Origin of the sequence: Streptomyces sp. NPDC041068, assembly GCF_040647455.1 — a bacterium.
Classification (GTDB): Bacteria; Actinomycetota; Actinomycetes; order Streptomycetales; family Streptomycetaceae; genus Streptomyces.
This window is the reverse complement of the sequence record NZ_JBEZCG010000004.1, coordinates 12,924-27,664: the sequence shown is the minus strand read 5'-3', so window position 1 is coordinate 27,664 and position 14,741 is coordinate 12,924. Positions and strand designations below refer to the sequence as shown.

The following is a 14,741-nucleotide window of genomic DNA, read 5'->3' as shown; positions in this document are numbered from 1 at the left end:
AAGGGTCAGGACCGGACGTAACACGACCGCCACGGCCCCGCCATGACGGACCGCCACCAACCGCCACAGACCTCTCAGGTCTCGGTTTCAACAACTGCCCCAACTAGCCTGCCTCGCATGACAGATACGACCGCCACGGCCGACCTGCCCGACTGCGTCTGCCCGGCCGACGGGACGCGCGTGCCCGCGGGCTCGCCCGCCTGGTCGTGCCCGGACTGCCGCGGGCCCCTCGACCTGGACTTCTCCCCCACGCCCGCGCCCCTCAAGTCCCTTGCCGGGCGGGTCAATTCGCTGTGGCGGTACGAGGAGTGCCTGCCGCTGCCCGCCCCCGCGATCTCGCTCGGCGAGGGGCGCACGCCGCTCGTGGAGCTGGAGGGGCCGGTTTCGGCCAAGCTGGACTTCCTGATGCCGACGCTCTCCTTCAAGGACCGCGGCGCCGTCCTGCTGGCCGCGCTGGCGCAGCGCCTCGGGCCCGAGCGGGTGATCGCCGACAGCAGCGGCAACGCGGGCACGGCCGTCGCCGCGTACTGCGCGCGAGCCGGGCTCCCCTGCACCGTGTACGTCCCCGCGGGGACATCGCCGAAGAAGGTGGAGCAGATCGGCGCGCACGGTGCACGGCTCGAAGTGGTGGACGGGGACAGGGAGTCGGCGGCGCGTGCCGCCCGCTCGGCGGCCGACGCACCCGGCGCGTTCTACGCCTCGCACGTCCACAATCCCTACTTCCTGCACGGCACCAAGACGTACGTGTACGAGATCTGGGAAGACCTCGGCGGACACCTGCCCGAGGCGCTGGTCGTCCCCGTCGGCAACGGCACGCTGCTGCTCGGCGCGGCGCTCGCGGTGCGGGAACTCCTCGCGGCCGGGCTCGTCACGGAGGCGCCCGCGCTGTACGCGGTGCAGTCCGCGGCGGTCGCACCGCTCGCCGGGGCGTGGCGGGCGGGCGCCGACGACCTGGTCGGCGAGACCCCGATGGCGGCCACGTTCGCGGAGGGCATCGCGATCCCGCGGCCCGCGCGTGCGCGCCAGATCCTGGGGGCGGTGCGGGAGTTCGGGGGCACGTTCTTCACGGTGACGGAGGCTCAGATCGCCGCCGCCCAGCGGGATCTGGCGGCGCGCGGGCTCTACGTCGAGTCGACGGGCGTGGCCTGCTGGGCGGCCGTGCGGGAGGGGGCGCTCGGGGGCCGGACGGCAGTGGTGCCGCTGTGCGGGGCGGGGGCGAAGACGGGGCTCGCGAACGGGGTGGGAGGCTGACCACGCCGCCCGCATCGGTCCAACCCCCACCCCACCCGTCCGTGGGACGCCCCCGGCGCGCATGCCGTGCCGGAGGGCCTCCCCGGCGCATCGTCGGGCCGTGAAGCCACGTCTCGTCACCGCCCTGCTGACCGCAGCCGCCCTCACCTTCCCCGCCCACAACGCCCACAACGCGTACGCCGCGTACGCCTCGTACGCCGCCGAGCCCCGTCCACCCGCCGACTGCGGTCCTCCCGGTGACCGGACCTGGGCGCCCACGGCCACCACCCGCGGGCCCTCGAAGGACGCGTACAACCCCTACGTCGGCAACGGCTATCTGGGGGTGCGCGTGCCGCCCGCCGGGACCGGCCACCCCGCCCCGCACCCGGACGAGAAGACCGGCTGGCCGCTGTACACGCCGCGCTACGACGGGGCGTTCGCCGCCGGGCTGTACGCGCGAGGGCCCCGCGACACCGCCGAGCGCGAGGCCATCGCCGCCCTGCCGAACTGGACCGCACTCGACGTCACCGTCGGGGGCGAGACCTATGGACCGCACAGCTTGGTCTCCGGCTACCGGCAGATCCTGAACCTGCGCTGCGGCTTCGTGCGGACCTCGCTCACCTGGACCACCGCCGACGGGCGCCGCACCGACCTCGCCTACGACGTCCTCGCCTCCCGCGACCGGGCGCACACCGGAGCCGTACGGCTGCGCCTCACCCCGCACTGGACCGGCGAGGTCACCGTCACGGACCACATCGACGGGCGCGGCGCCCGGCGCATCGCGCAGACCGGCGGCGGGCCGCGCGGCAAGAAGACGATGGACGTGACCTTCCGCACGGACGGCACCCGCACGGACGGCGCCGTCACCTCCACCCTGAAGGCCCCTGGCGTCACCCGTCAGGCGGGCCGGGCAAGGGAGTTGGGCAATGAGCAGTCCGCCGACTTCCGGGTGCGCGACGGAGCCGCGTACGAAGTCGGCAAGTACGTCGGCGTCGACACCGCCCTCACCTCCCGCTCCCCCCGCGCCGACGCACAGCGCGCCTCCCGTCGTGCCGCGGCCCTCGGCTGGGACGCGCTGTTCGCCTCGCACGCCGCCGCCTGGCGCGGGCTCTGGGCGTCGGACATCGAGGTCCCCGGGCGGCCCGATCTGCAGCTGTGGGTGCGTTCCGCGCAGTACGGCCTGCTGTCCTCGACCCGCCCCGGCTCCCGCGACAGCCTCGCACCCGCCGGCCTGACCAGCGACAACTACGCGGGCATGGTCTTCTGGGACGCGGAGACCTGGATGTTCCCCGCGCTGCTCGCGACCCGGCCCGAGCTCGCCGAACCCGTCCTCGCGTACCGCCACTTCACGAGCGAGGCCGCCCGCGAGAACGCCTGGAAGACCGCCGTCAAGGGCCTCTTCTACCCGTGGACCAGCGCGAGCCGCGGCGCGCTGTGGACGGAGTGCCAGAGCTGGTACCCGCCGCACTGCGTCCAGCAGAACCACCTGCAGGGCGACATCGCGCTGGCCGCCCGGCAGTACTACCTCGCCACCGGCGACCGCGCCTGGCTGCGCGAGCGCGGCTGGCCCCTCCTGAAGGGCATCGCGGAGTACTGGACCTCGCGCACCACCCGTAACGAGGACGGGAGTTACTCCATCCAGAACGTCGCGGGACCCGACGAGTACAGCAACGGCGTGACCGACGGCGTCTACACCAACGCGGTCGCCGCGACCGCCCTGCGCGCGGCGGCGAGCGCGGCCCGGACGCTCGGCGAGAAGGCCCCGGCCGCCTGGGCGAGGACCGCCGACCGCATCCGCATCCCGTACGACCCGAAGCGCAAGATCTATCTGCAGTACGCCGGTTACTCCGGATCGACCATCAAGCAGGCCGACACCGTCCTGCTCACCTACCCCCTGGACTGGCCCATGCCGAAGGGCGCCGCGGCCGCCACCCTCGACTACTACAGCGCCCGCACCGACCCCGACGGGCCCGCGATGACGGACTCCGTGCACGCGATCGACGCGGCCGCGATCGGTGAGCCCGGCTGCTCGACGTACACGTATCTCCAAAGGTCCGTACGCCCGTTCATGCGCGGCCCGTTCGCGCTGTTCTCGGAGGCGCGCGGCACGAAGGCGGGCTCGGGCGACGCCCTCGCGGGTTCGCCCGCGCAGGACTTCCTCACCGGCAAGGGCGGCTTCCTCCAGGTCTTCACGCACGGCCTGACGGGCCTTCGGCTGCGCGAGGGCGACGCACTGCGGCTCGACCCGACGCTGCCGCCGCAGTTCGCGAAGGGCGTGACGCTGCACGGCATGCGCTGGCGGGGGCGCACGTACGACATCGCGATCGGGCCCGAGACGACGACCGTGCGGCTGACCTCGGGCGACGCCTTCCGCGTGACCGGCCCCGGCGGCACGGTCACCGTCCGCCGGGGCTCCCCCGCGGTCCTCGAGACCCGCCGCCCCGACCTGACGCCGACCAGGGATCTGGCGCGCTGCCGCCCGGCGACGGCGACCTCGGAGGAGCCTGGTCTTTACGCGGCCGCGGCAGTGGACGGCAACCCGGTCACGGTCTGGTCGCCGACCGCACTGAAGCCCTCCCAAGAAGCCTCCCTCACCGTCGACTTGGGGAGCGGGCGGCGGCTCGGGGCGATCACGCCGACATGGCAGGTGCGGCCCTCCGCATACCGCGTGGAGACCTCGGCGGACGGGCGCGTCTGGCACGTCGCGGACTCCTCCCCCGTGCGCTACGTACGGATCACCGTCCGGCAGGGGAAGGGCGAACATGCCCCCTCCCTCCGGGAGTTGACGGCCGAGCACTGAGCGTCGCCCTCTACAGGGGTAGCCGTGGCCGGCGCCGCCCGTGCCCGGTCGCGGCCTCGTACGCGGCGCCCACTTCGAGAACGGCACGGTCGGCGCGCGGCGGCCCGACGATCTGCAGGCCGACCGGGAGGCCCTCGGGGGTGAACCCGGCGGGCACGGAGAGCGCGGGTGCGCCGAGGACGGAGAGGAGGTAGGCGGAGCGCATCCAGTCGATGTACGTGTGCTGCGGACGCCCGTCGACGACCTCGGGGTACTCCAACTCCACGGGGAACGGCGCGACTTGACTGACCGGCGCGATCAGCACGTCGTACCGCTCGAAGAAGCGGACCGCGGCGAGGTGGATGCGGGTGCGCTCGGCGGCGGCGCGCGCGAGGTCGGCCCCGGTGAGCCCGCGCCCCTCCTCGATGTTCCGGACGATGCTGGGCCGCAGCGCCTCGCGGGACGCGTCGAGGAACGGGTCGAGGGACTGCCGGAAGGCCTGGGCGCGCAGGGTGCGGAAGACCTCGTCGGCGCCGTCCAGGTCGGGGCAGTCCTCCTCGACCCGACACCCCAACTCCTCGAAGACCTTGGGCTGTTCGGCAAGTACGGCACGCACGTCCGGGTCGACGGGGACGCGCCCGCCAAGGTCGGGCGCCCAGGCGACCCGCAGCCCGCGCGGGTCGCGCAGGTCGCGCAGGTCGCGCAGGTCGCGCGGGTCGCGCAGGTCGCGCTCCAGCGGCGCGCGGAAGGTCTCGCCGGGGGTTTCGAGCGAGAGCGGGCAGCGCGGATCGGGCCCGGCCATGACCGAGAGCAGCAGCGCGGCGTCGGCGACCGTGCGGCCCATGGGCCCCGCGACGGTCAGGCTGCCCCAGACGTCGAGGGCGGGATACGAGGGGACGCGGCCCGGGGTCGTCCGCAGCCCCACGACGTTGCAGAAGGAGGCGGGATTGCGCAGCGAGCCGCCCATGTCGCTGCCGTCGGCGAGGGGCTGGAGGCCCGCGGCGAGCGCGGCGGCCGCGCCTCCGCTGCTGCCGCCCGCGCTGCGGCCGAGGTCGTAGGGGTTGCGGGTGGCACCGAAGACGGGGTTGAAGGTGTGCGAACCGGCCGCGAATTCGGGGACGTTGGTCTTGCCGATGCGGATGGCTCCCGCCGACTCGATGCGCTGGACCAGGAGTTCGTCCTCGTCGGGAACGAAGTCGGCGAGGAGCGGTGAGCCCTGCGTGGTGCGCATGCCGCGCGTGAGGTGGGTGTCCTTGAAGGCGATGGGCAGCCCGTGCAGCGGCCCGGGTGCGGCGCCGCGCGCGAGGCGTTCGTCGGCGGCCGCGGCGGCGGCGAGCGCGCCGTCCGCGTCGAGGGTGACGACGGCGTTGACGGCCGGGCCGACCTGCCCGATCCGCTCCAGATGGGCCGTGACGACCTCGCGTGCGGAGAGTTCACGGCGGCGGACGAGGCGTGCGAGCTCGATGGCGTCCAGCAGGCAGATGTCCATGCGGGGAGTCTGCCCAGGGCGGCCGCGATCTTACGAGGCCTCGCCGGGGCGCAGGGACTGCGGGCGTCGAGGTCGTCGCGACGCAGGGACAGCGGGTTCCCCCGGCCCGACGGGGCTCCTCATGCCTCGCCTCATGCCTCGCCGTGCAGCGCCCCCAGAAGCAGATGCCCGGCCTCCGCGTCCCGCTGTGCCGTGTCGGGAGCGTTTCCCGGAACGTCGGCGCGGGGGCCCACGGGGCGCAGGGCCAAGGCCTCCGCCGTCGCACGCGCGCCGACGCGGAGGTCGTCGTACCCGGCGGGATCGGTCAGGAAGGCGAGGGCCGCGGCGGCGACCACTCCGGGGATGCGGGGGTGCCTGGACGGCATGCCCGCGAGGAGCCGGCCGGCGTGGGTCTGGTCGGGGTACTCCCGCGGGGCGCCGGGCTCGGGGCGCTGCGGGGCGAGCAGGTCCACGAGGCTCTTGCCGCCGAGGCGCCCGTATCCACCGTCGAGAAGGGCACGGGCCACGGCGTCGGCGGCGGGGGTGTCGGTGACCTCCCCCGCCAGAAGATCGACGAGCGGCTTCGGCCGGGCGGCGGCGGGCGGGTGCCCGGCCCGCTCCAGAACGGCGAGGCAGACGGCCAGGCGGATGCCGGTGGGTGGGTGATCGGGGGGCCGCGCCGCGTCCGGAGACCGTGGCCCTTCGGAGGACCATGCCCGCTCGGAGGGCCGCGCCGCCTCAGGAGACTGCGCCGCATCCGAAGACCGCGCCACATCCGAAGACCGCGCCGCCCCGGGGAACCGCGCCCCCTCGGCAGGCCGCGCCGCGTCCGGAGACCGTGCCCCCTCGGAGGGCCGCGCCGCATCCGAAGACCGCGCCACATCCGAAGACCGCGCCGCCCCGGAGAACCGCGCCCCCTCGGAGGACCCCGCCGCATCCGGAGACCGTGCCCCTTCGGAGGGCCGCGTCTCGTCCAGAAGGCGTGCCGCCTCAGAAGACCGCGCCCCCTCAGCCGACCGCACCGCCCCGGAGGGCCGCGCAGCCCCGGGTGACCCCAGCGTGCCGAGCAGTTCGGCGAGTACCCCCGGGTAGGCGACGCCGCAGGCCAGGCACGCGCATACGTCGGCGAACACCTCCCCGGCCCAGCGCTGCCAGTCGGGCAGTTCGTCGCCCGGCAGACCTGCCGCCGCCAGGCGCGCCTGGATCTCGGGGGTCAGGCCGAAGTCGTCCTCGATGTGGTGGCCCGTCTCGTGCGCGACGGTCAGCAGGCCCGGCAGGTGCGCGCCGTAGTACCAGGGGACGTCGATCACCGGGAACGGCAGGCTGCGGACCAGGCGGAGCCCCGCCGCGGTGTGGATGCCGCCGCGCGGCAGCAACTCCCGGTACTGGCCGCCGCGTCGATGGGCGCGGGGCGCCGCCGCCCTGCTGAAGGAGACCAGCGGCGGCTCCTTCGCCGCAACCGTCCCCGCGGCGAGCGCCGCGGCCAGCGGCTCGCGGTAGCAGGCCCAGGCGATCTCGTCCGCGACGGCGAGGCAGTCGCGGTACTCGGCCAGCCTGCGCAGCGCGAACTTCGAGCGGAAATAGTCCCAGACGTGGTGCAGATCAAGCACGAGCACCGGCAGACCGGCGTCCGCCCGCGCACCGCTGCCGACACCCGCCCCCGCACTCACCCCCGGCCCGGCACCCACACCAGCACCAGCACCAGCACCAGCACCAGCTCTCCCGCCCGGCTTCGCACCAGCACCGGCACTCCCATCCGGCTCCGCACCAACCTCGGCCACCGAACCATCACCCGCACCGACACCGACACCGACCCCAGCCCCCTCACCCGCACCCGCACCCACGTCACCGCCCGAGGCCACACCAATCCGTCCCCGAGCCTCCTCCAGCCCCTCCTCCAACAACCCCTCCACCGCAGCCAGTTGACTGCGATGCTTCTCCAGCTCCGGCGTCTCGCCGCACTGGGCCAGGTGGCGCCAGGAGGCCAGCTCCGCGCGCAGGCCCTCGACGAAGTGCAGCAGCAGCGCCTGCCGTTCGTGCCGCGGCCGTGCTGTCACGACGTCTGGCCCATCGGCCGACGAAGGAGCGAGGAGCCCGCCGCGTACAGCGCGGTCGCCCGGCGCGCGTCGTCGTCGTTCTCGAAGGTCGTGCCGCGGTCCGGCCCGCCCGCCGCCACGGTCGTCCTCAGCTTGCGCACGGCGTCCGCCAGCGGCCCCTGCTCGGACAGCGACTGGTAGAAGCCGATCACCTGCTCGAGGCCGCCCTCCGGGAAGAGCCCGGTGCACACCACGGCCGGGCAGTTGCCGAGCCGGAACAGCTGCGCCGCGAACAGATTGCGCAGCGTCAACTGGACATGGATGTCCACCTCGGATCCCGGGCACGGCGGATCGAGGACGATCAGCGGCCTGCGCCCCGGCTGGAACCCTGCGAGCCAGCGCGACAGCTGGACCGGGAAGAGGTCCGAGCCGCGGGCCTTGCTCGCCAGGCGCCTGGCGTGACCCACCGGCGACAGTTCGAGGTAGGGCATGCCGTCCCGCTGGCGCAGCGGGGCCGCGATGTGCAGGATGTCGGCCTCCTCCGCGGGCGACGACAGCCGCTTGGCCAAGTCGGTCTCCGGCTCCACCACCAGGAGCCTGGCGGGGAACTGGCCGAGCAGGGGCCGCCGGCCGCGCAGCCAGTACGACAGCGGCACCGAGCGCTCGTCCTGCTTCGCGCTGAGCACCAGGACCTTGCGGGTGCCCGGCTCGCTCGGCATCCGCCGCTGCAGCTCCCACCGCGTCTCCGGCTCGACCAGCGGCCACTCGGCCGTCACCGCCCCCGGCTGGAGCCGCTCCAGGGCCCTGCGGGTCTGCGGCCCGACGATGCCGTCCACGTCGAGGTCGAGCCCGTACATACGGTTCAGGCCCAGCTGCAACCAGCACACGTCCACGCGCCGCGCCCCGGTGGGCAGCGTGCGGTAGAGCAGGGGCCGGTCCTGCGCCTCCGCCCATTCGAGGGCCGACTGCAGGGTCAGCTCCCAGGGCAGCGCGTGCGCGACGGGATCCTCCGACTCCAGGCGTACGAAACGCAGTTGCCGCTGCGCCGGTGTGCTCAGGACCGTGCGAAGCGGCCACATGTCCTCGTGCCACGTGGCCAGCTTCGCGGGAAGCGGCCGCATCTCCTCGTGCCACTTGGCCGACTTCGAGGGGTGCGAGGACACCTTGTCGTCGACCGGGTCGATGTCCGGGCGGGCGCGCAGCGCGACACCCCGCTCCCCCGGCCAGTCCTGGAAGAGCCGCAGGTCGTCGGGGAAGTCGGACTCGAAGACGACCGGCCTGCGCAGACCGCGAAGGAGCTCCCCCACGCGGTCCTGCACCCCGGCCACCTGAATGCGCCGCGCACAGTCCGACAGCTGCACGGGCACGCTGCGCCGCACCCCCTCGCACTGCTCCGCGAGCGCCATGGCCCCGCGCAGCGCCGCCTCGGCGTCCGCCCGGCAGGGGTGGACCCCGGCCTGCAGCACCAACGCGGCGAGGGCGAGCTGGAGATGGGGGATGCGGGGCGTGCCACTCGGCACCCGCAGGGGCTGCTCCCACGGCACCCTGCGCAGCAGCCGGACCGCGAGGTCGTGGTGGCCGAACCGGGCGGCGATGCGGGCGCACCGCCAGACGATGAGACGGTTGTCGCCCGCGCCTTCGATGAGCGTGTCGGCGGTGCGGCTCAGGCTCTCCGCGTCGACCTCGCCCCGCACCTGCGCGATCAGGAGCCGCGCGAGACCGTCGTCGGGATCGCCTTCCTCGCCCTCCAGCTCGTAGAAGGGCCGCAGCGACGACCAGGGCACCCGGCCCTCCATCGCCGGATTGTCGATCAGGTCGCGCAGCGTGGCGAGCCTGGCCTGGACGGGCCGCACCTCCCCGAGCGCCGCGGTCAGTTGACGCAGCGGCTCCTCGGGCGACTGCCCATCGGGCAGCGACGCGATGCGGCACAGGGCGTGCAAGGGACGGACCAGGGCGGGCAGTTCGTCGTACGGGAGCGGCATGCCGTCGACCGACGCAGCCTTCCCGGTGCGCTTGGCCCACTCCAGGGACAGGAGCATCAGCCGCAGGGCGAACTCCGGTTCCTGGCCCGGGGCTTCCTTGGGTTCGAGGAAGGGGTGGGCGGCGGTGAAGTCCATGCTGCCGCGCACCAGGAAACGGGCGTACAGGTAGTGGCACTCCGGTTCGCCCGCCAGATAGCCGAGTTCGGACCAGAGCCCCGTCGCGTTGGTGAAGCAGTCGTCGGCACCCGCGATCTCGTGCAGTTCGCCGAGCGTGACGCCGCGCAGCTGGACGTTCTGGGCGAGCTGGCGGTACCGCTCGGTGTCGTGCACCTGTCCGGCCGCCGCGTCGGCGCGCTGGAGGGCGTCGAGCGCCGCGACCTCCCTGCCGAGCACCAGCTGGGCCTTGGCCTGCAGCCGTGCCTTGTCGGCCTGCTCCCTCGGCGAGTGGACCGTGGCCGTGTCGAGGACGGCGAGGGCGGCCTTCGGCCTGCGGCAGCGCAGCAGCAGCCCCGCCTGCTGGGCGACGGCCTGGAACGCGGACTCGCCGACGGCCCTGCGCAGCCCCGCCGCCTGTTCGTAGAGCTGGATGGCGCGTCCGACGTCCCCCATCAGCCGGCGCTGCGCCGCCTCGGCCGACGCGGCGTGTGCGGCGATGTCCTGGCGGCCGATGCCGCTCGCGAACACCAGCATCTGGTGGTAAGCGGTCGCGGTGTCCTGGGAGTTGAGCAACCGCAGCGCCGCGGCGCGGATGCTCAGCGCCCACAGCCGTTCGAGATCGGGCAGCCCCACCCGGTACAGCACCGTCCGCTCCAGGAGCCGGACGGCGTCGTCCGGGCTGCCGCGCAGGCCGAGGAGCGCGGCCCGCACCACTTCCTCCCGCACCGAGTGCCGCCGGTCGGCCCCGGCGCCCGCCTTCGCGTACAGCTCGTCGGCCTGGCTCAGGTGCAGGTCGACCTCGGCCCACATGTGGTCGTGCACGTCGGACGGCGCGCCCTCGGCCATACCGTCCCTGAACTGCGCGTACGCCATGTTGAGATGGGCCTCGGCCATCAGGGCGTACGTGATGATCGTGCCGCCGCAGGTGCGGCGCGGGGTGCCGCGGTCCACGTACTCGTCGCCGAGGAGCTCTTCGGCGAGGTCCCGCAGCCGGTCGGTCTCGCCGGCCATCCAGGCCCGCTCCATCGCGCCGCGCCACGCCTCGGCCGCACCCGGGTCGCGCATCTGGAAGCGGTGGTACAGCGCCTCGCGCTGATACCAGGACCAGTTGTCGGGGTCGAGCTTCGCCCGCGACTCGAACCGCTCGGCGAAGTCCTTGTGGAGCTGGGCGAAGACGGGCTTGTCGGAGATCAGGTCGCGCATGGGCCCGAGGACCATGCCGTGGAAGACCACCGATTCCTCGTCCTCGGCGACCTCGCTGATCCACGACGACCCCTTCGCGTAGTCGAGGACCTTGCGCCAGGCCTCGTCCAACTGCACTTTGTCCAGGGCCTGTTCGACGAAGGGGAAGACGTCGTCCCGGCCGCGCAGATGGTGCGCGTCGGTCAGCGGGTCGTCCGCCTCGGACTGGGCGTGCATCCGCTCGCGCAGATGGAGCTGCAGAATGTCGTGCAGGTGCTCGCGGCGCAGCCTGCGCGGGATCACCCCATAGCGCAGCACCCACCGCACGAGCGGGTCCTCGATGCGGCGGATGACGCGGTTGACGAGGTAGCGGATGAGCGGGTCGCGCAGGCTGTTCATCGCCTCCGCGGTGGCCTCGGGGTTCTGGTCGATGTTGTCGGCGAAGAGCGCGAGGTGGAACGGTATGCCCTCGCTGCGGCGGATGATGACGTCGCGCAGCTCCTGGTCCTGGATGCCGCGGATGTCCTGCAGATAGCGGTCCGCCTCCTCGGGGGTGAACCCGGGCACCGGCACGTTCTCGTACGGTCCCAGGTCGGCGAGGGTGGGTCCGTGCCGCAGACTCAGGTCGGGGCGGCCGGAGAGGATCAGCCGGATCGCGGGGCAGGCGGACACGGTCTCGCCGAGGAGCCGCAGCAGGCTGTCGGTGCGCGAGCCGCTGCGCACGACCACCTCCTCCAGCGTGTCGACCACGATGAGCACGGGCCGTTCGGTGCCGAGGCCCTTGTTGAAGCGGCTGGTGAACGCGGCGACGACCTCGCGTTCGATGCGGCTCTCGTCCTGGGTGCGGATGCCGCGGGCGGCCTCGGCGGCGGAGCGCGAGGTGGGGCGGCGCAGCAGCGAGCGGTAGGCCGCGTACTCGTCGAGGCCCGCGAACACCCGGGCGGGCAGCCGCTGTTCGAGCTGGTCGGCCATCTCGAGGAGCAGCAGCCAGGGCCAGCGGGCGGCGTTCAGCGGGTCGAGTACGTCGAAGTCGATGCGGACGCAGTTGATGTCCTGCTCCGGGGTGACAGCCCTGCGGGAGACCAGCCAGCGCAGCTGCATGGTCTTGCCGGAGCCGCCGGTGCCGTACATCTGCCAGACGCGGGGGCCCTCCGGGGACAGCAGCCGCTGGGCGCGCCGCCACAGGCCGTCCTGCTCCAGGAACTGCGCGGAGCGGGCGTAGTCGGCGGTCCAGTAGGTGCGGGCCCGCAGATAACCCGCCCTGTCCTCGGCCAGCTTGAGTATCCGCCGCTTGGCCACGGCCGCGCGGTCCGGGTCGGCGAGGGCGTCGGTGAAGTCCTGGCAGCGGGTGAAGTCCCGCCGCGCGTCGCTGGCGAAGAAGAGGGCGTCGAACAGCTCGACGGTGGCGTCGGGGTCGGCCAGCATCAGATGCCGTAACCGCTCGGCGGGCTTGCCGCGCGAGTGCCAGTGCTCGCTCAGCTTGCGCTCCAACCGCACCAGGGATTCCGGGAGTTCGGCGCTCGAACCGTCGCGCAGCCAGGACAGGAAGTACGAGGGCCGGAAGGCGTCCGGCACCCTGAAGAGCCGGCGGCCCGCGATCTCCTCGACCGCGCCGCGCTCCTTCAGGGCGGCGAGGCTCGGCGGATCCTCACCGGCGAACTCCTTGAGGACGGAGCTGTACGTCGTGTCGTCGAAGAGCCGCGCGACGGCCGCCGCCTTGAGTACGTCCGTCCAGGCGTCCGGGAGCAGGGTGCGGCGGATGTCGTCGAGGCCCTCGCCCCGGCCGAGCCGGGCGGCGAGTTCGGCGAACGGCCCTTCGCGGCGTGCGTCGGAGTCGGTCATCATCCTGCCTCCCTCATTCCGGCCATGCCGAGCAGCACGTCCAGCATCTGCTGGTAGGCGGTGACCGGGAAGGACTGCTGGCTGCTGCCCTGCAGGGCGGCGTCGAGCACCTGCTCGAACCCCTTGAACGTCCACTCCCGCGGCACCCGGCTGCTGTGCACCTGTCGCTCCCAGAACTCCCTGGCGAGCCGCTTGTAGTCGTACAGCTGGAAGTCCGTGAGGGCCACCGGGTCGCCGCGCATGAACTCCTGGAGGTGGCGGAACCCGGGCCAGCTCTGCGGCGTCACCGCGAGGACGCGCAGCGGGAACTCGTCCTTCATCTCCTGCACGGGGCCGAGCAGCAGCGGCAGCAGCACGGCCCGGAAGTCGGACTCGATGATCCCCTGCGCGTGGTCGATCGCGAGGAGGTGCGGGCGCCTGCGGGACTGCGCGCGCGAGCGCAGCGTGCTCAGGAAGGCCTGGAATATCTCCCGCTTGCGGGCCTCGGCGTGCCGGTCGCTCTCCACCACGAAGGGGTCCCCGCGGTCCTCGGAGGAGGCGGGGAGCCGCTGCGCCCAGTCCCTGCCGCCCCGTAGCGCACGGTTGAGGACCTGGTTGAACCTGGCGAACTCCGCCGGGAGCATCGGGTCGGGCTGACGCGGGTCCGTGCAGGCCCTGCGCAGGGCCCGCAGGACGGCCAGCCAGTCCAGGGTGACGGGGTCGTCGCCGTTGCCCCGGCCCGCGTAGGCGGACAGGTCGGCGTACGTGACGTCCTCGCCGCGCAGCATGCAGGTGAGCAGGCACCACTTGGCCAGCCAGGTCTTGCCGGACTCGCGCTGCGCGGAGGTGATGGCGAGGAGGCGCTGCGGCGGGTTCGCCCCGCACTGCTCCCACCAGCCGGTGCGGCGCTCCTTGGCCCGGCCGAGGAACATCGCCAGGTCGGCGAAGGGCCAGCTGCCGTTGAGCCGGGTCAGCTCGGGCTCCGCGTGGCCGAAGTCCATCCGTACGACCTCGCCCGGGTCGTGCACGCCGCACTGCAGCACGGGCAGCGCCCAGGACGGGCCGTCCGGCTCCGTCTTGTGCAGGTGGTTGCGGACCTCGGTGAGCGCGGCGTCGATGGACCGGGCGCGGGCGAGGTCCTGGTAGAGCGCGTGGGAGAACTGGGCTGCCGCGGGCGATTCGATGTCGGCCTGCATGGCCACCACCGCGGCCGAGCCCCGGTCCAGGCAGGTGTCGACCAGCGCCGTCAGCTCCGCCGCGGGTGCGTGCGCCTGGCGGCAGGCGTTGAGCACGACGAGCCGCGGCGTCCACTTGTCGTAGAGGTGGTGCATCTCGTCGGGGCCGAGCGTCCACGGCTCCTGCGCCGTCTTCCACTGGGGGTCGTCGGCCGCGGCCACGGGCTGCTGGGCGTTGAAGTGGAGCCCGCCCATGTCGCCGGGGACGGCGCGCATGCCGTGGCCGATGAAGTGCAGGACGTGCGGGCGCACATGGGCGAGTTCGGCGGCGAGTTCCGTGAGGCTCGGGCCGTCGATGACCTCGGTGTGGATTCGGCCCGGGAGGCCGGTGAGCGCCGCGCCGATCATGGCGAGCTCGCAGTCGGCGAGGAGGTTCGGATCGCGCGGGTTGCACACCACGAGGAGGGCGCGCAGGGGACCCATGCGGCTGGTCTCCTCCTCCTTGCCGGGAGAGCCCACATGCCGCCCTCTGCGCAGCAGCACCCGGCTGTTGCGCCACAGCGCCCGCTGCCGGTCCCGCATCAACTCCCAGGGCAGCGCCGCGAGCGGCAGGCAGTCGATGTCCAGCCTGACGCGGAGCGGCGCCCCTTCGGACGCCTCGTTCTGCAGCTCCTGCCACAGCCCGTCGGGCGCCCCGCCGAGCAGCCCTTCGTGCAGGCGCAGCCCCGCTTTGATCCGCGCCTGCTGGGATACGCCGGGCTCCAGCGCCCCCGTGAACTCCTCGGCCTTGCGGCCGCTGGCATCGTGCATGATCTCGACCAGCTCGTCGCCCAACGGCCACTCGGTCTCGCCGGTGTCCCTGTGCAGTCGAACGTGGTCCTTGTGGATGCTGAGGACGACGTCGGTCATGGT

6 protein-coding genes are annotated in these 14,741 nt (G+C 73.5%); 2 read left to right on the top strand and 4 right to left on the bottom strand.

Annotated features, from left to right (window positions below):
- The first annotated feature begins 117 nt into the window (after positions 1-117).
- Both AB0B50_RS10055 and AB0B50_RS10050 read left to right on the top strand, forming a co-directional pair.
- A complete protein-coding gene (locus AB0B50_RS10055; RefSeq protein WP_362328307.1) occupies positions 118-1,251 on the top strand; it encodes a threonine synthase in 1,134 nt (377 codons plus the stop codon).
- A 61-nt stretch (positions 1,252-1,312) separates the two neighbouring features.
- Positions 1,313-4,030, top strand: a complete 2,718-nt coding sequence (locus AB0B50_RS10050) for a discoidin domain-containing protein (RefSeq protein ID WP_362328305.1) — start codon at positions 1,313-1,315, stop codon at positions 4,028-4,030.
- Positions 4,031-4,040: 10 nt separating this feature from the next.
- On the opposite strand, the gene AB0B50_RS10045 is transcribed toward AB0B50_RS10050, so the two are convergent.
- The 4 genes from AB0B50_RS10045 to AB0B50_RS10030 all read right to left on the bottom strand — a co-directional run bounded on the left by AB0B50_RS10045 (position 4,041) and on the right by AB0B50_RS10030 (position 14,738).
- Complete coding sequence (locus AB0B50_RS10045; protein WP_362328303.1) at positions 4,041-5,498, bottom strand: amidase; 1,458 nt, start codon at positions 5,496-5,498, stop codon at positions 4,041-4,043.
- Between the two features lie 131 nt (positions 5,499-5,629).
- On the bottom strand, positions 5,630-7,147 hold the full coding sequence (locus AB0B50_RS10040; protein ID WP_362328301.1) for a hypothetical protein: 1,518 nt from the start codon (positions 7,145-7,147) through the stop codon (positions 5,630-5,632).
- Between the two features lie 383 nt (positions 7,148-7,530).
- On the bottom strand, positions 7,531-12,675 hold the full coding sequence (locus tag AB0B50_RS10035) for a peptidoglycan-binding domain-containing protein (protein WP_362328299.1): 5,145 nt from the start codon (positions 12,673-12,675) through the stop codon (positions 7,531-7,533).
- Entirely contained in the window at positions 12,675-14,738 is a 2,064-nt protein-coding gene (locus tag AB0B50_RS10030; RefSeq protein ID WP_362328297.1) for a CHAT domain-containing protein, read from the bottom strand. Before AB0B50_RS10030 ends, AB0B50_RS10035 begins: the two co-directional genes overlap by 1 nt.
- Between the last annotated feature and the right edge of the window lie 3 nt (positions 14,739-14,741).